This is a genomic window from Candidatus Dependentiae bacterium (genome assembly GCA_040878395.1).
In the GTDB taxonomy this organism is placed as follows: Bacteria; Babelota; Babeliae; order Babelales; family Vermiphilaceae; genus JAKBEL01.
This window is the reverse complement of the sequence record JBBDMI010000007.1, coordinates 33651-51994: the sequence shown is the minus strand read 5'-3', so window position 1 is coordinate 51994 and position 18344 is coordinate 33651. Positions and strand designations below refer to the sequence as shown.

Sequence of the window (18344 nt, the reverse complement as noted above, 5' to 3'; positions counted from 1 at the left end):
ATGTGGGTATTGCCTAGGGTTGGATCAATGATATCAAATATTATGATGAACTGCCCGATGTACTTGCAATGTTTGCCGGATCACTATCAAATGTATCGGGAATATATGGTTGATATATTTCTTTAAAGTTTTCAGGCGATATGGTTTTGGGGATACGACGAGGTATCAAGCTTTGAAACCTAATTACGCGCGCTTGTTTAATATGTTCAGCTTTTTCTTCATCCCCATCTTTTTGGGCTTTTTCGAACTCTTTTTTTTGAAAGAGGTTTATCTCATTGAGTAATTTCATTCTTTCTTTGGGTGAAGATCTTTTTGCAGCTCGAATAATATGATGGATTAATGTTAAGCCATCAAAGAATTCAACTTCTCTGCCGATCCAGGTATAGGCTGTATCGCCCCATCTGTCTTCGATCGTTGGATCTGCACCTTCACACATTAAAATAAATAAACAAGGCAGTAGCTCGCTAGTAGTTAATTGTCTATGCTCGTATCTTACTCCAGATTCATGCATGCGAATTAATTGTCGTAATGGTGTACGTCTTTTTTCTGAGGTTTGAGCATTAATGTCTGCACCATTTTTAATCAATAGTGCTGTAAGCTTTGGATCTCCTTTTGTAACAGCCCAATGCAGAGGTGTTAGTCCTTGTGTGTCAGTATTTTGATAATGTTCTTTTCTTCCGGCGATTGATTCCACCAATTCAGATTTACCGGAACAAACAGCCGAGCGCATTTGATTCGGTTTTGGTTGGTTACGTACAACTTTTTGTCGGAATGTTTCAAGAAGGATTTTTTTTGCTTCTTCGCTGATAGGATAATCAAAAGGCCAATCTTGATAGAGGGAATTAAACTTGGCTCCATGGTTTGTTAAAAGTTTTATTGCCTCTATGTTGTCATAATTAAATGCCATTGCTAAAAGTGATGCGCCATAATGAACTTTTGTATTTACATCAGCTTTTAACCTAATGAGTTCCTTTGTTGATCTCATTTTATTGAAGCGTATGGCATATTCTAAAGGAGTATGATTATGAAGTCTTTCTTCTTTTAAATCAGGATATTTTTTAAGGCACCAAGCTATTTTTTGAGTATCATAGTCTTTGATAGCTTGAAAAAGATCAGCTTGGATGCTTAATTTTTCGGCCCCATATTCTTCCATAAGTAATTTAATCTCTTTTTTATTCCTATCTTGGCATGTAGATGTATCATGACAATTTTTTTCCAAGCATGCTTTACAAGAGACCATGCCCATTTGAGTATATAAGCTTATGCCTCCAGGCTCTTGTGAGCAAAGTTCACAATTCATTTCAGGGGTGCTTTTGGCTAAAAGATGTTCAACTAATTGGACGTCTTCAAGCATACATGCCCAATCGAGCGGGGTTGCTTTTGGCAATGCAGTATTGGGTTCATCTGATTCATCAAGGCAATATTTTTGTATTTTTTCAGGATGCTTGTCTAAAATTTTATCAATTTTTTTTCGATGTCCAAGCATAATTGCTTTAAATAAAGAATTGTCTATTCGATTGAAGTTACATAGTAATATTTCACATCCATTATGTTTATTATCCTGTGCAAGCATATGAGGGGTTGGGCCGGAGCCTACAGGGAATGCTTTTTCCCATTGAGGGTCAAATTCATGAGCTCTTAACAGTCTGCGTAATATTTCAAGGTTTCCAACCATTGCAGCTTTATGAAAAGTATTTTGTGATTGTTTATCAAGAGATTTACCCTTGTAGGTGATTTGATGAGGATGGTCTTCGATCCAAGGATTAGCTTTTTGACGTATTAATATTCTTACTTTTTGTACATTGTTTTGCTCAATTGTATGCATGAGCAATGTTTTGCCTTGTTCATCTCGATTGTTTATGTTTCTGCTTTTAATCGCTTTTTCGAAATTTTTGCGGCTTTGATTTATTAAATTGATCATTTGCTCTGATTTAGATGAATCAGCTGCAAAAGATGATAATGAACAAGTAAGGATGCCTAATAAGCTTAGATAATTTAGTATGTGCATAATAACTCCATTTTTTATATTTTATATATAGTTAATTATACGCTTATTATTCTATTTGTCAATCATTAACAATGTTTTATAGGAAACATGCGATAGGAGTATTTTACTCTATGGTTGATAAAAATACTCCTATAAACCTTCTTACTTACGATACGAAACGTTAATCGTCATATCATATGCGTCAAAGAATCTTTGTGCTTTGTCTGCGATATCATAAGGGTCATAAGATTTGCAACTGAAAACATCAATATGCATATTATCCCCCGATTCATTAACACGAATGGTGATATCAGTATGTCCATTTGCTTGTTGCACTGCACTTAATCCTGCAGTGTAGCCATTGCCACTATAATGGTAGAGGAATTCAGGGTCACCATAGGGTGTCACACCAAGATGATTGCATAGTTTACGCAAAAATCGTTTTACTTCATGTTTCGAGCGCATAATGCTATATAAACAATTATGCAGATCTATACTGGTGTGTGTTGCCCATGCTTTCGGTTTTGATTTTGAGTAGGTGGGCTGTGGATAATAGTCTATGAGTCGACGACTTTCAGATTCAACGGCAAAAAGCATTGAAAGTAATAAAAGTTCTTTCATCGGGATCCTTTTGTTTTGATCAGGAAAAAAATGGGCTCGTCCTTGATCAAAGAATACTGGCTTGATGTGAAAAAAACAAAAGGGTGTTTAATCATGTGATGGAAAGGAGCCCCATGGGCTACATGACCATACACGTTTGCAAATAGTGTATAATGCATGAAATAATGGTTTTTCTTCAAGTTGCTTAACTGCATAGGGTCCGCAACTTAACTTGAATCTACATTGCGCAGGCCCAAGCAAAGGGCGTAAACAGTAATACATAAGAATAAAACCTTTATTGACTGTTTTTATCAAGATATAACGCAAATGCATGATGTAAGATCTTTTTTAATTGGTCAGATGAATAGTTTGTACCTGATTTTTTGATAATAACAAAACAGTCAAGTTTGTGCTCATAGAGTTTTTCTTTATAAAATATGGCTTTCAAGCGTCGGCGTACTCTATTGCGTTCGGGCGCATTGCCAACCTTGCGTGATGTAACCACTAGAATGCGGCCAAAATCTGTGGGGCTCGGGTATAATAAAATATCAAGACCCGAATCGCGGAGGACTCTTCGGGCCTTTTTAAAAACTGTTTTTATCTCATTTTTAGTTAAATGGGATAAGTATGGTGTTATAGCCATATGAGATCTACGCAATTAGTATGCGCTTACTCCAAGGCGTTTTCTACCTTTAGCACGTCTACGATTGATGATTTTGCGACCATGGCGTGTTGCCATACGTGCACGGAATCCGTGTTTTCTACGACGTTTTTTGTGGCTTTTTTTCTTTATAGTCAATGACATGGTGACTCCAGTCGGATTATAATTCAATTAAATTTTGCTATGTTTCTTATTTTAAAGTAATAATCGATGATTGGCAAATTATTTCTTCTTATGGATTTATTGCGTTATTATGTCGTATATTCTATTTGTACTATGTTTTTTATCTTTTTTGTAATAAGTCGATAATATCTTCATATTGGCGAGCGATAGCATAATCTACAGGTCTTTTTCCATATATATCATACATATTGGGATTGGCCTTGCAGTTCAATAGGGTTGACACAATTGTGGTATGTTTTTCTAGTACTGCTATATGCAAAAAAAATTGATATTGTCAGGAATGAATTCAAATAAAAAGAGTAAATAAAACGCATATTTATCTTTAATTATAAGCGTTCAGATCTTGGATTCCCGTTCAAGCCGGGAATGATAAAGAAGAGCATTATCTTATAATGTTTGGTCTTGCTTATGAGAGCCTTGATTTTTCGAACTCGCGTTAATTACTTAAAATATCACAAAAGATGTGGATAATGCATGGGCATTCGCAGCCTGCCCGACATTCTGTGCGAAGAAGTCTTGGCGTAGTCGTAAGCTTTAGCGATGTCTGGGAGAACGACAAGGAAGACTGTTTATAGTAAATTAAAAGTGTATTCACCTAATTTTAATCCGATTGAACATTTTTCGGCGCCCATTAAAAACGTAATTTGGAAAGCCGCCGACGGCGATTTTTTATGAAAAAGCTGTGTGAATATTATGTGAAATGTGTGCTGTTTAGTGAAGGACGCTATAAAAAAGCCATATTAGTCTTTTACTGAAAAGGGTTGTTCAAAAGTTTCATCATCATCATATTCTGTATAATCGATTAATTCTACTTTTGGAACACGTAAGTCGTTTAGATTGGGGAAGGTATCCTTTAAATCATCCCATGTGAGAATGTTTCCATTTTTAAGATCAACTCGCCCATAAAGATCATTAGGATCTATTTCTATTTCATGATAACTTTCATACTCTGTTTCATTATTTTCTTTATCTTCAAATGGAAGCTCATCTTCTTCATCGATGCCGACCTGCATTAACATTCTGCCGACGTTTGGTCCAAAAACATCACGAGATATATAATCGTCTTTGCTTACTCTTTCTAAAATAAACGGTCGATCTAACTCTTGTGGATCATCCTGATAATAAAGATAAATAATTGCATCATCTTTTGCTGTCTGGCGAACGAGTTCTTGGAATGCTAAATGAGGATCTGAGTACCATACAAGTTGATATTGATCGTTTTCGATTTTGTTAAGTAATTTATTCATGCTTTTAATAACTGCAGTTGCAATTGTTATTTTGTTTGCAGGAGTAAGAGTCTTATATGTAGCATATAAGGCATTCAATTTATTTTGGTCGAGATGATTTGTTTTTTCAAAGATGGCTTCATTTATTGTGAGTAGCTCATCTAATAGAGTATTCAATTGAATTTCTTCGATTTTGTTGTCTTGTGCATCATTTAGTAATTGTTCATTTTTATTGAGTAACTCTTTTAATGTTTCCTTATCATATGCTGAACCGAAGGTAGTAATGATCCAGTCTCTAAATTTTGCTTTATAAGGTTTGAATGTTGCTTTGTGGTCTTTATGTTCTTCAATGAATCTTGCAGACTTAATTAAATCATTGATTTTTTGTATAAATGGAGCATCTGTTTTCTGTGCGTCAGTATAGGTTTTTAGATGCACATATACTTGTGATGGAAAATCTTTTGCAACAGTAACAAAAACATGGGGTTTGTATTGAGGATCTTGTTTGTCGAACAGTGTTTTATCTGTTATGCCGACCATATTTGCTTGCGATGGAAATGGTGCAATATCAAACACATTCAAATCGGGGTCGACAATCGTAATAACATCGGCTTTTAAGTCGGGTCTTTTTTGTGCTAAGTCTATATATTCATGCATATTTCTAAACGTATTAACCGTTACATTTGGTACTAATTCTTTAAGATGCTCTAATGCTTTTTGATACCCATATCCTGAATCAAAAGCTCCGGGATCAATTAGTTCAGCTAGTTCAGGAAATAGTGTCTTATTTTCATTGATCCATTTGTATTTTTCATCCGGGTCAGCACCTTGTAAGCCGGCAGCACGGATCACTTCATGTTTATAATGTTTGATTGCGCGTTTTGCATTTTCAGGTCCGGTTTGTTTGATAATGCGTTGTAATGAAATTGGATCAGGATAACCTAAATCAACTAAATTAAGTGCAATGTTGGTGTAGCCATATTTTTTAAGTAACGTTAATAACAGATACTCTTGCAGTAGTAAGCCGGATGCAAAAGATGTTATTACAATGCGTTGTTTAGGATCAGGAAATTTTTTGCGAATGTCATCAGCTAAAATAAAGCTGTAGCTAATGCGATCTGCCATTGGAATGCATTCACATGAATTCATAGTATTACCAACAACATTTTCTATGAACATACCAATAACAAGTGCTTTTGCATGTTCTTTAAATACGGCCAAAGTTTTTTCATTACGTGGAGTAATGGGTGGGTTTTCTTGCAATTGTTCATTTTGAACGTATATATCGTCCCAGGTCAAATCAAATAGATTTTTTAAAAATGTGCGAATTTCATTAATATCTATTTGTTTTATAGCATTCTTATCTATTTCACCTTCTATGACAGCAGGAAAGATTGGGTTGATTATTTCATCTTCTATTTTGCTTTCTGATTTAGAAGAAATTGAGCTAGATGGTAAATATATTGCATCATGATAGATTTCGTTCCAAAGAGTACGTATAAGTTCTTGCATGAAAGCTTTGTTAACACTGTAAGTTACGACTTCATAGGATGCACCTTTTGGCATCGACGATGCTGCCGGTGTAATCTGCATTCCAACCAATGAAAGGGATAAAATAAGTAATATTTTTTTCATTTTACTCTCTTTTTTTTACTCTCTTAATTTCTTAGTTAGATTCTATTCTTTTTTATTATAGCAAAGTATTTTTTACCATTTCAATAATATGTAAACAATTGGGTGCGCTATGAGTGAATCCACTAGATTTTATAGGTGCTTATTATTCTTCAATTAAGTCTGTCAATAGGGAAAATCTGTATACAAATGGATAATATAGTTCCTTTTGTAATTATTGTTTTTACCAGTAAAGGGGGGTGCTTTACGGGCTCTTAAAAACAGGATATATTTTTACATATAATGAATTGGTCGGTTATTTTTATTAATTTTAATGTGAGGTATTCATGTTTACACGTAAAATGAATAGTTTGTTTTTATCGATACTTTGTCTATCAGCTTCGGCTGCTTTTGCAGTGGAAGAAAAAAAGACTGATGAATCAAGCGGGAATGAACAAGCTTTAATCAGAAAAGCCGCTATGTGTGCCGGCGTAGTTGCATGCATTGGTGGTGCGATTTATTTAGAAAAAGAATATAGTCTCTTGAGTGCCTGTTGGAATAATATTTCTAATTGGTGGCAAAATGTAAAAGCTGAATGGGTTTTTAAAAAAGAACATGTTAATGCTCTTTTAACTGAGCATAACAATTTGGTAGAGACAATTCCTGATCAAATGAGTCGCGGTGATTATATTGGTGCAAAAATTGCAACATACAGAGTGAAAGATTTACAATGTAAAATGCATGATATATTAGCAAATTCAGAGATTGATGGGCAATATGTTACTTCGGCATCTGAAAGATGGTCAAATAATTTAAATACTCATTTAAATTTTGTTGAAAGAGCCTGGAAGATTACGCCAAATATTAAAGCTAAAATTATTAAACTTTTCTCTTAATATATAAAAGATGTTTTATCTATTAATAACGAAAATGGAGTTACCTTAAAGATGAAAAAACGATATTTGACATGGGCGTTATCATTATTGATTTTGAATAATGTTGTATGTGCTCAAAGCAATATTTTTGATAAAGACTTTATTAAGCATGTAATTGCTCGTGTTCCTTTCGAAGTGAAAGTTGCAGCAGGAATTGGAGCTTTAGCTGGCATTGTAGGACTTTTAGGTTATTTTGAATCTAAGTGTCAGGAGTCCTATCGTGCAGAAAAAAAACAACAAGAGCTAAATAAGCAGCAGCGAGAGCAGCAGCGAGAACTAAATATGCAAAAATGTCTAAAATGGCTTCAAAAACCTGATTTTAGAGAATCTTATCGGTTTGAAGATGCGGCTGAAGGGGAAAACAATCATTGTTGGTGGTGGTGGTATGATGGCGGTGGTCCTTGCTATAACCCGTACAGTGAAAAATATTCTCAATATGGACATTCATTTTGGTCAACCCGTATTTATAAGTTAGCCATGCCGAATGGTTCGTATCTTAATTTTATTGGTAGAAAGCAGTTGCAGGATAGAGGTGTAAGATATTATGCAACTTATTCAAAGGCATTATGTTTATATTCTGATTTATGTTATAAACGTATTTCGTTACAGGCTCTTATTGAGGAAGTCTCCAATGATTACACGGACAGTTTAGATTTATCTGTAGTTAGAGATTTAAAAAATGATTGCATCAGATATAGAAAAACGTTGAATAATATGATGAATAAATACATTTCATATTTTAATTTCGATACATCACCATGGCTTCGCTTAGAAAAATATGCAGTTATTTTCTATGAATCTGCAGAAAAAATGAATAAGCTTTATGTATTGATTAAGCAAAATGCAAATAAGATCAAACAAAAGTTAAATAATTTAGATAATAAAGAAAAAAATGATTGTCTAAGCTATGAAGAATGTTTAAGCAAGATCCAAGAGATTTGTTCATAGTTATTGTTATATAATAAAGACGGTAATTTTAAAGAGTGAGGAACAAAATGTTTCTCACTCTTTTTTTTATTGTTTACTCAACCAGCGTTCAGCGTCAAGTGCAGCCATGCAGCCTGAACCTGCTGAAGTGATTGCTTGGCGATAGCGGTAATCTGCCACATCACCGGCGGAAAAAACACCTTCAACAGATGTCTTAGTATTATCAGTTATTTTTAAATAACCCCAATCATCCAGTTCTAATTGATTTTCAAATATGTTTGTGTTCGGTTTATAACCGATAGCAACAAAGACGGCATTGGCATCAAGCTTCGTTTTTTCATTCGTTTGTTGATGAGTAATGGTGGCAGACGTTACACCGTTATCATTGCCGAATATCTCAGTGACAGTGCTATTATAGATAATATTTATTTTAGGATTATCAATGACTCGTTTCTGCATTGCAGCTGAAGCGGTCAGTTTATCTAATATATGCACAATGGTTATCTTATCGGTGAATTTGGTCATGAATGAAGCGTCTTCCATTGCGGTATCACCACCACCTACGATGATAACCGGTTTATCATTGTAAAATGCACCATCGCATACGGCACAGGTGGTAACACCTTTGCCCCAGTGTTCATCCTCACCGGGAACACGTAGGCGCTTTGGCGTTGCACCTGTTGCGACGATAACACTGTGTGCTTTAAATGTTTTATCTTTGTTTGTTGTAACGATGAAAGGGCGTTGTTTAAAATCAACTTTGGTAACATCACCCGATTGGAATCGTGTACCAAAGCTTTTTGCATGTTCTTTCATATCCATCATAAGTTTGGGGCCCATAATACTTGCCGTTCCGGGCCAATTTTCAACCACCGTGGTGCCCATCAGTTGGCCTCCCGGTTTTGAACCTTCGATAACCAATGGGTGTAGATTTGCTCGTGCTGCATAAATTGCAGCGGTTAATCCGGCAGGACCTGAACCGATAATAATCAGTTGTTCAATAGTATTGCTCATAAAAAGCCTTTTTATGCTCGCATTAAATGATGTATAACATGATTGAGTGTTTTTTCACGCATACAAATATGTCTTAATTCTTCAGCGCATATTGGAGATTCTTTTCCATGTACACGTGTAATCGGTGCATCAAAATAAATAAACTCTTTTGCTCGTGGGCGTTTAGTTAAGTTTAAATATGATTTTACATCCAAATCACTCGGTATGAGGTTATCATTATAAGCTAATTGATCAAGAATTAATGCTTCTTTGACCTGTTTTTCTGCAAGTTGTTCTACACGTTCTTGAAAATCTTTTTGCATGCGATATACCTGATAATCTGAATTGGTAGATATAAGGTTTATAATTTGCTCTTGTTGGCGAGTGATGACATGCTGTGGAATATCAAATTTATGTTTGTGCAGTAATAGGGCTAAAGATTCTTCAATTATGGATCGGCGTTGAGAAAGGTCATTGCGATATGAAAATACTTCGATTAATTTTTGAAGCATTTCTTTGTTTGTTTTAAGTTTGAACTGTTTCTTGAATAGTTCAAAGCAAAAATAGCTATCATGCAATATATCTATAATTTCTATTGCAAAGATATAATTAGTTTCAAATTGATGACCAAAAAAATGTTGCAATCCTCGGCTTTGTGAATTGAATATTTCTCCTTTTTTGCGCTTCATAAAAATAGAACGCAACTCTTCATCAGCATCTTCATCACCCATTTTTAGCCATAGCATTAATGGTTCGTGATTGAAAAAAGGTAATCCGTCATTATCGAGAGGTTTGATGAGAAATTGTACCCAATCATTTATGTGGACAATATCTTGTTCGTCGAAATTTTTAAGAGCTTCTTTTTCATCTTTTATAAATGAATCAACTTGACGATCAAGGTCTTTATATTTTTTTCGTTTAGGTGCTTTGAACGGAAAATAGCGCCATTCAAGCAGGGGAATATTCTCAAAAGTGCTTAATTCAAAATCAAAAGCACCATCACTATTGTATTTTACACGGATATCTTTTAGGCGTGGTTCGCCTGCAATTAATATTTTGCGACTTCGTAGTTCTTTGTATAAAAAGGGTATAACAAAGTATTTAAATAAGAATTCTTGAACATGATCAATTAGACTGAACATGAAATTTTGTTCAATATATTCGATAGGAACTTCACCTTTGTTGAAGCCAATAGTGTGTAATGCTTGTTTTTGATCATGTGCAGCTTGTAAAAAAAACTTATTAACGCATTCTTTGGGAATAATAATTGATAATGTAGCGCAGGTCGGTCTGACCTGATTGAATTGAAAGTCCAATGCAAAATCATATAGAGGTTGATTTTGGTTTTGGCTTATTTGCTTCATATGCCTCACTCCTGTTTTTAACTGGTGCAAGTGAAGGGACTCGAACCCCCACGCCTTTTCAGGCACTGGATCCTAAATCCAGGGCGTCTACCAATTCCGCCACACTTGCATCCAAATTTTAAAATCAATTTGTGGGCTGCCTTGGACTAGAAGTTAACATCTTGTTGGGCTATTTAGCTAGCAGCCACTATTCTTGTCCAAGGGTAAATGTAACAATAGTCTAGCAAAAATTAAAAGAAAATAAAGGAAAAAGTCTCTTTTTTTAGAAAATTAAAAACTTTTAAGTTCTTTTTCTTTCTTTTGAGCCATTTGGTCAGCTTTTGCAATCCATTTATCCGTTGCATCTTGCACCAAATCACCTAAACGATTAAAGAAATTTTCCGATATTTTTTTGTCTTTTTTTGCATCACGAATCAAATTATTAAAGTCTTTGCGGATATTGCGGATGCTTACTTTGCATTCTTCTAGCTTTTTACCCAATATTTTGATCAATTCTTCACGGCGAGTGCTACTCATTTCAGGTAATACGAGGCGAATGATTTTCCCGTCAACTTGAGGGGTAATTCCCACTTCTGATCCCATAAGTGCACGTTCAATTGAAGGAATTGTTGAGATATCCCAGGGTTGAATTACAATCATGCGTGCATCAGCAGCTGAAAGTGCCGCAACGTTTTTGAGTGCCATTGGTGAGCCATCATAACATTCAACTTTGATATCTTCTACTAATGAAGTATGAGCGCGGCCGGTTCTGATTTTAGCTAATTCGCCTTCAAAATGAGATGTTGCTTTTTTCATCTCATTATTCATTGCTTCTTGGAACGCTTTTGGTTCATTTTCTATTAAGGTAATATCCTTCATGATGGTCCTTGCCTAAAGTATGTATGTTTAGATTCTTAAGATATAGATTAATTTTATCCTTAAGGAGGTTCTTGTCAACCTCCTTAAGGATCCTAGACATAAAAAGAGGGTTGGTACGTGTAGTGTCACACGCTTAGACATAAGATGATTTCATCCTGAGTTGAGTGATGGCGAAAGCCTGTCCTGAGCTCTGTCGAAGGGTATTGATGGACGCTTTTGAATCCCTTTTTTTGTTTTGTTATTTTAGTTTTTGGCACGTCCATTTAGTTTTTTATCTCTGATAATTATTTTTGTCCTTAAGGGCTTTTTGCCAACCCCTTAAGAATCCGGGCCCGAAGGCTTCGCCTTTCGAAACCTTTCATCGCGGATAAAAACGTTCTCATTCACTCCGTTCATTCTCACTGTCAGCACACGCTTTCGCAAAAGTTCAATCTTAGGCTTCCATATCCACTAAAGGATTAAATATTAAAATTGAAATTCCTGTAGTTTGCCTTCGGCATTTGCCGTGAGGGCGAAAGCCCGTAGGCATAATGGCCAGAAGTTCAAACGGGAATGCGATCCAACAGCATGTTGGGGTCTTTTAGTTAAGATATTTTGGACAAGCAAAATATCTTAGCCCGGCTGGCAAGCCAAAAGAAATATAAGAAAAAAAAGTAACGATCGCGAAACACAAAAAAGAATTTTGCTAGCTTTTATCAAAAGCGTTAGCCATTTATTGCTTTAAATGAATCTTTAATTCCTTGTGTGATCTGATCAAGTGTATGATTACATGAAACATTATGTTCTGTTTTGAGAACATCAGTCGTTAATTGATTATTATAAGCCTTCAATTGACGAATAAGTCCCTTGGAGATTTGTGTGTCAGTTACAATAGACGCAAGAATTTCTTGAGGAATTGATTCCTGTTTATCAAGTAATGTTAATATATTTTTTTGAAAATCTGTATCAGTAATAACGATCTGTTTGGTCTGTTTTGATTGTGCCATTACATTTGGCTTGTCGGAGGAATAGTACTGTTGTAGCTTCTGCCAAGCAGAATAGGAAAAGATTGATGCTGTTGCAAGATAGCTGCCATAAGTGATTGCCGGGCTCAACCAGGATGGACTTTCAAAAAGTCCTTTTGCAAAAAGCTCTTTTGTGGTGAATGTTTTTATCGGCAAGAGGCATAAAACTGCTGCCATGACCAGTGTATATTTTTTATTGTCCCATTTCATAACGGCCTCCATAACCAGTGTGACGGGGTAATTTCATTTTTATCTACCTTTTTAAGTATACGGTATATGTAAAAAATTTCAAGTGGTCATTTTGCTGCCAAATTCAGGCTGTTTTGCAGCTTTTATCAGTGCTTTAGGTTCAAATATGTTGAAAATGCGCACAGTTTGATTGTGTTCTTCTGCTAATGCGTATGAAGGAGGGTCCATGATCTTGAGATGTTCATTTAAAGCTGTTTTATACGTAAGGTGTGTGTAGCGCTGAGCGTCCGCATATTTATGTGGGTCTTTATTATATACTCCATCAACTTTAGTGCCTTTCCAGATTTCATCAGCTTGCATTTGCAATCCACGTAATATCGCATTTGTATCGGTGGTAAAGAAGGGATTTCCGGTTCCGCCGGTGAATACTAATGTATTATCTTTTTTGATTGAGGAGGTTATGCCTTGTTGTGAAATGGGCGTTCCTGCAGGAGGGCATTCAATTGCGCAAAAAATGGTAGTTTTGACCTCTTGTTGTTCGAGTAAGTTCTTGAGGATGATGCCGTTGAGTGTTGTCGCTAAAATACCAACTTGATGAGCCGATGATGGTTGCATGCCCAACATCTTTCCTTCTTTTGCACCTCTAAAAAAATTGCCACCCCCGACAACAATGCCGAATTGGTGGCTATTTTTTAGTTCTTTTATTTGTGCAATAATTGCTTGAAGCGTTTTGGGACAAAGTGTTTTGCCATCTTGGGCTAGAAATGCTTCACCGGTCAGTTTTAATAAAATACGCTTTTTTGCAATCATGTTTATGCACCAATTTGATAACGGACAAAATGTTTAATCTTGATGTTTTCACCGGTTTTTGCCATTAAATCTTGTAAAACTTCTCGTACTGTCATTTGATCATTCTTAACAAATGTTTGATCAAGTAAGCAAATGTCAGAGTACAGTTTTTTTAATTTGCCTTCCAAAATCTGATTAACGATTTTTTCCGGTTTTCCTGAATCAGCAAGTTGAGCTCTTAAGATCTCTTTTTCATGTTCAAGAAATTTAGGATCAACATCTTCAGATGAAAGATACAATGGTTTCATAGCTGCAATATGCATACCTAAATCGCGTGCGAACTGCTTTACTTGATCATTTTGTGCAACAAAATCGGTTTCACAATTAAGTTCCAGCATAACGCCAACTTGGTCACCAGGGTGAATGTATGCGTATACGATACCTTGCTCAGTATCTTTGCCCGAACGTTTTGCAGCAACAGCAGCACCTTTTTTACGCAAGATTTCTACCGCTTTTTCAACATCGCCATCAGTTTCTACAAGGGCCTTTTTACAGTCCATCATGCCTAAACCGGTGCGATCACGTAATTCTTGAATTAATTTAATGTCAACTTTTGCCATGTAAATAAGCTCCTGTCAATCGAGTATATGAAATTTATTATATTCTTATTGTGCCATAATTATCTATTTTAGCAATGTTTTAAGCGTTGTATACATTGAGGATGCGTAACATCTGGCTATGAGTTAATGAGCGACGAAATTTCTTCCATTCAGGTGAATGTGTTGCAAGCTCTACGTTTTTTTTCCAGATACCTTTAGTTACGGGTTCTTGAGCTGCAATCACCTTCCATTCATTTATTATTTTTCTGAAAGAAGGGTCTTGCATATACCGAACATCTCGAGCCATTCCGTGCCAAATAAGTGCGATGTCTTTTTTTGTTAGTGGTTCTTCCATAGGCAGGCCACGGAACTTGGTTTCTATGGTTTTCCATAAATCTTTTTTGTCTGTATACCATGCATAATTGGTGCCATTATGAGTAACGCCAACGCGAAAAAGATCCTTTTTTATTTGTTGAATAAGGATCGTATCACCATTATCATAAGTTGCAAAAAAACCGGCAGTTTCTTTGTCAGCAACCGCATCAATAGGCATACCTTTAGGTAGATTTCGTATTTGAATATCAGCAGTGTTAATTGTGCAACAAAATAAAGTTGTTAATAATAAGTAGATCATGTGTTTATCCTTACATTTTTTCAGGGCAGGAGATGCCCAATAGGGTTAATACAGTTTCGAATGTATCTTTTAAAATTGAAATTAACAATAAACGTCCGCGACTTTGTTCAATATGCTCTTCGTCAATGACGCGGTGTTGTCCATAATAGCTATGGAATATGTTTGCTAATTCTAACACATAATAGGTCAACAGGTGTGTTTGGTTGTTTTTGCAGATAGTTTCAAGGATAGAGCGCAAAGCAGCCATTTTTTTGAGCAATAAAGCTTCTTCATGTGTAATGAATTGTGCATCGTCTGAGTTAATACTGTGCAGTGCTTTGATTTCTTCTGCTTTTTTCAAAATGCTTTTTGTGCGGACATAGGCATACTGCACATAATATACCGGGTTTTCATCCGTTTTTTTCATTGCTAAATCGATATTAAATTCAAGTTGTGCATCAGCTTTTCTGTTTAAAAAGAAGAATCGAGCAACATCTTTGCCAACTGTTTGGATGACATCGTGTAACGTAACAATGTTTCCTGCACGTTTTGACATGCGGACTAAATCGCCACTTTGTTTCATTTTTACCAATTGATAGAGAATAATATCAAGTGGGTATTCTGCAAGGCCAAGTGCTTGTTGAATGCATTTCAAGCGCATTAAATAACTATGGTGATCATGCCCTAAAATCATAATTAAATGATTAAAGCCGCGATCGATTTTATCCTGCATATAAGCAACATCGGCTGAAGCATAGGTATACTGTCCGTCATCTTTGATTAATACGCGATCTTTGTCATCACCAAATGCAGTTGCCTTGAACCATGTTGCGCCATCTTTTTCATACAGATAACCGTTTTGATGCAATATTTTGAGTGCTTTTTCGATTTCACCATCGTTATGTAGTTTTGTTTCAGGGAACCACACATCAAAGGTAACACCATAATCTTCGAGTGTCTTTTTTAATGCAGCAAGCAGATGTTCTTCAGCATATTGACTAAAAAATGCTTCAGGTTTTTCTAGTAATTGTTGGCCTTCTTGTGCAACCAGAGGTTTTGCAAGTTCGAGTAGATATTCGCCATGATAGGCCTCTTCCGGTAGTGCGACATCTTGTTCCAATAGTTGCATGCAACGAATTTTGAATGACATGCCAAGTTTTTGCATTTGATTGCCGGCATTATTGATATAAAATTCTTTTGTTGCTTTCAGGCCGGAAAAGTTAAGGACATTTGCCAGAACATCGCCAATAATGGCACCGCGGCCGTGGCCAACATGTAATGGACCGGTAGGATTAGCGCTTACAAATTCAATGTTTATGTTTTCTTTACTGTTTTGGTAGATCTTAAAAAATGTTTTTTTTTGATCGTGCATCTGTTTTGCTAAATTTTGCAATGCATCGTCAGTTAAAAAAAGATTTAAAAATCCGGGAGGGTGCAGTGCAATCTCTTTTACTTGCTCATGAGTAAAACCACCTGCAATGAGTTCAGCAACTTCCATGGGCCGTTTACCCAATGTTTTTGCCAATACCATTGCAGCATTTGAATTTAAATCGCCAAACTCACTTTTGTTTTCATCCGTGTTTATTATTAAAGATGTTTGTGCGGTGAGATCAGGACTAATATCAAATAGTCGTTCAAGATAATCATTAAAATCTTTTTGTATTTGTTCAATTATGTTCATAGGAAAGGCCTTTTTCTTTACTGTTTTCTTGTAAGCGCTTATGCATGAATGTAAATGAAAAAAGGCCAAATGTCACTTGAAAATTTATTCTTTGGGTAAAGATCTTAGTTTTATATAACCGGATCCTAATTGTCGGTTGCGCATGTTTCTTGGATTGAGATTTAGCTGCCCTCGTATGATTTTTCGACTTTCTTTTTGAACCTTGTTAGTTTCTTCTGTTTGATTGTGTTGTAATAGATCTTTGATTGTAGCTAAATGTTGTACTTTTTCTTCAGCTTCTTTTTCTAATGCATCGATAGGTAAAAAGTATATGTGACTGAAAAAGGATAAATTTGCTTGATTGAAAGAGCGCATTAGATTTAAATTTCGAGTAGCTTTGTCGAGAGCTATTTTTTGCATATCTATAGGACTTCTTTTTTGAGTGTCTCTTAATTGTTGTGTTCCTTCCAATAAATCAACTTCAACAGGAGATATTCTCATTATGTTGTAAATTAACGAAGTGTCTCCATCTTTATCCTGGACATTTACATTAGCATTGTTTAAAAGCATGCGTGCTATAATTTCTGGATCTTCTTGCGCAAGCATGAGTGGTGTACGACCTTTATGATCTTTGATGTTTAGGCATGCGGATAATGTATCAATTATTTTAAGTGTTAAATTTTGAACTTTTGGATGAGTTTGGTCCAATAGAGCTATATGATGTAAAGCATGTTGTCCTTTTGTATCTTGTTCTGCATGATAATGAGGACAATCTGTAATTATGTTGTAAATGAATGGTAAGGGCATTTTGTCTTCTATTGCCTGTATCAATATTGTATTGCCATTGGGCATTTTGTATATCTCTTTTGTGTATTGTAAGCAAGCATGTAGTTTTCCCATTAAAATCGCTATTTGCTTTGCTTTTTTTTCATCAGATACGTTTGGGTTTAGACCAACCCTTTTGATGCTAGAATAGATAGCCTCTATTTCTGTTTGATCAACTTGTGCGCCGTATATAAGCAAATACTCGATAAGAATTATATCTGCTGTATATCGTAATAAATGAATGATGAAAGGCTCTGTTGTTTGATCAATCGTAATTGGCTGATTAAAATTGATGCCGTGTTTTTTCAAAACTTGTAATATAGGCAAGTAATCTTGTTCGGTGTTTTCTCTGAATGTACCATTTTGAGTAAACAGAAGTTGAAATGGGTGATATTTTGTTTTTGCACCATAGGTTAATAAGATGTCAGCTGCGTGTGGATAATTGTGCTGTAATGCAATCTGTAAAGCATTTTTTTTATTGATTGTAATATTTTCATTTGCGCCGGCATCAAGCAGTATTTGCATTGCTTGTGTATCATTTTGACGCGTTGCAATCATCAATGGCGTCCACATACTTTTTGTTGCAGGTCGATTTGGGCAAGCTTTGTTCAATAGGGCTTGTATTGTATTTAGCGATCTATTTTTTTTGCGTAATGCGATGCTTAATGGTGTTTCGTTATTTTGGTTATAGGCATCAAGGTCGATGTTGGTTTTTTGAGTTAAGACAGTCAGTACTTCATGTGCATTATATTTTACTGCAATATGCGCAAGATTATTACCGCCAGATACTGTAAGCAGGCCATTTGCACCTTGATCAATAAGTTTATGAGCTGTTTGTGCGTTATTATTGATGCAAGCTTGCATCAACTTTTTATTTAATGGTTGACTGAGTAGTAATTTTTCGGCATCAGAGCAGTTATAGTTTTGCGCAATCTGTAGAGCACTTTTTCCATTGATTGCGATATCTTCATTTGCGCCGGCATCAAGCAGCATTTGCATTGCTTGTGTATCATTTTGACGTGTTGCAATCATCAATGGGGTCCACATTTTGGTAGTTGCCGGTCTGTTTGGATCAGCACCGAGGTCTAATAATTTTTTTATTCTTTCGTGGGACTCTTCTGTGTTTTTGCGCAAAGCAATACTGAGTGGAGTTTCTTCATTTTTGTTGTAGGCATTAAGGTCGCGACCAGTTTTTTTAGCAGGTGACTCTGAAGGCTCTTTCTTTTTATCATCCATTGGGTATAAAGCCGAGGTGAAAAACGCTAACATAAGTAAATATAGATTTTTTTTAGTCATAACTATTCTATTTTGATTTTAGCT

17 protein-coding genes and 1 tRNA gene are annotated in these 18344 nt (G+C 35.6%); 2 read left to right on the top strand and 16 right to left on the bottom strand.

Going from position 1 to position 18344, the window contains the following annotated elements:
* Positions 1-40: 40 nt before the first annotated feature.
* From WD055_03040 to WD055_03015, 6 genes are all read right to left on the bottom strand, one after another.
* Positions 41-2008 carry an ankyrin repeat domain-containing protein gene (locus WD055_03040; protein ID MEX0849181.1) on the bottom strand — a complete coding sequence of 656 codons (1968 nt, stop codon included), beginning with the start codon at positions 2006-2008 and terminating at the stop codon, positions 41-43.
* 141 nt (positions 2009-2149) lie between these two features.
* On the bottom strand, positions 2150-2608 hold the full coding sequence (locus tag WD055_03035) for an S-adenosylmethionine decarboxylase (protein ID MEX0849180.1): 459 nt from the start codon (positions 2606-2608) through the stop codon (positions 2150-2152).
* An 87-nt stretch (positions 2609-2695) separates the two neighbouring features.
* Positions 2696-2869, bottom strand: a complete 174-nt coding sequence (gene yidD / locus WD055_03030; GenBank protein MEX0849179.1) for a membrane protein insertion efficiency factor YidD — start codon at positions 2867-2869, stop codon at positions 2696-2698.
* A gap of 13 nt (positions 2870-2882) precedes the next feature.
* Positions 2883-3230 carry a ribonuclease P protein component gene (rnpA, locus tag WD055_03025; protein MEX0849178.1) on the bottom strand — a complete coding sequence of 116 codons (348 nt, stop codon included), beginning with the start codon at positions 3228-3230 and terminating at the stop codon, positions 2883-2885.
* Between the two features lie 15 nt (positions 3231-3245).
* A complete protein-coding gene (gene rpmH / locus WD055_03020) occupies positions 3246-3392 on the bottom strand; it encodes a 50S ribosomal protein L34 (protein MEX0849177.1) in 147 nt (48 codons plus the stop codon).
* Between the two features lie 779 nt (positions 3393-4171).
* Positions 4172-6292, bottom strand: a complete 2121-nt coding sequence (locus tag WD055_03015; GenBank protein ID MEX0849176.1) for a hypothetical protein — start codon at positions 6290-6292, stop codon at positions 4172-4174.
* A gap of 323 nt (positions 6293-6615) precedes the next feature.
* On the opposite strand from WD055_03015, the gene WD055_03010 reads away from it, so the two are divergent.
* Positions 6616-7164 (top strand): hypothetical protein, encoded by a 549-nt coding sequence (locus tag WD055_03010; protein ID MEX0849175.1) that lies wholly within the window; start codon positions 6616-6618, stop codon positions 7162-7164.
* A 51-nt stretch (positions 7165-7215) separates the two neighbouring features.
* Positions 7216-8151, top strand: coding sequence for a hypothetical protein (locus tag WD055_03005; protein ID MEX0849174.1), 936 nt, complete (start codon positions 7216-7218; stop codon positions 8149-8151).
* A 66-nt stretch (positions 8152-8217) separates the two neighbouring features.
* Here WD055_03005 and trxB read toward each other — a convergent pair whose 3' ends face one another.
* From trxB to WD055_02955, 10 genes are all read right to left on the bottom strand, one after another.
* Entirely contained in the window at positions 8218-9144 is a 927-nt protein-coding gene (gene trxB / locus WD055_03000; GenBank protein ID MEX0849173.1) for a thioredoxin-disulfide reductase, read from the bottom strand.
* A gap of 11 nt (positions 9145-9155) precedes the next feature.
* Complete coding sequence (locus WD055_02995) at positions 9156-10487, bottom strand: trigger factor (protein ID MEX0849172.1); 1332 nt, start codon at positions 10485-10487, stop codon at positions 9156-9158.
* A 22-nt stretch (positions 10488-10509) separates the two neighbouring features.
* Positions 10510-10596: transfer RNA gene (locus WD055_02990), tRNA-Leu, on the bottom strand.
* 161 nt (positions 10597-10757) lie between these two features.
* Entirely contained in the window at positions 10758-11345 is a 588-nt protein-coding gene (gene frr / locus WD055_02985) for a ribosome recycling factor (protein ID MEX0849171.1), read from the bottom strand.
* 704 nt (positions 11346-12049) lie between these two features.
* Complete coding sequence (locus WD055_02980; protein MEX0849170.1) at positions 12050-12559, bottom strand: hypothetical protein; 510 nt, start codon at positions 12557-12559, stop codon at positions 12050-12052.
* Between the two features lie 78 nt (positions 12560-12637).
* Positions 12638-13348, bottom strand: coding sequence for a UMP kinase (gene pyrH / locus WD055_02975; GenBank protein MEX0849169.1), 711 nt, complete (start codon positions 13346-13348; stop codon positions 12638-12640).
* Positions 13349-13350: 2 nt separating this feature from the next.
* Complete coding sequence (tsf, locus tag WD055_02970; GenBank protein MEX0849168.1) at positions 13351-13947, bottom strand: translation elongation factor Ts; 597 nt, start codon at positions 13945-13947, stop codon at positions 13351-13353.
* Between the two features lie 79 nt (positions 13948-14026).
* Positions 14027-14560, bottom strand: a complete 534-nt coding sequence (locus WD055_02965) for a hypothetical protein (protein ID MEX0849167.1) — start codon at positions 14558-14560, stop codon at positions 14027-14029.
* 10 nt (positions 14561-14570) lie between these two features.
* A complete protein-coding gene (gene argS / locus WD055_02960) occupies positions 14571-16220 on the bottom strand; it encodes an arginine--tRNA ligase (GenBank protein ID MEX0849166.1) in 1650 nt (549 codons plus the stop codon).
* An 84-nt stretch (positions 16221-16304) separates the two neighbouring features.
* Positions 16305-18320, bottom strand: a complete 2016-nt coding sequence (locus WD055_02955; protein ID MEX0849165.1) for an ankyrin repeat domain-containing protein — start codon at positions 18318-18320, stop codon at positions 16305-16307.
* Positions 18321-18344: the final 24 nt, after the last annotated feature.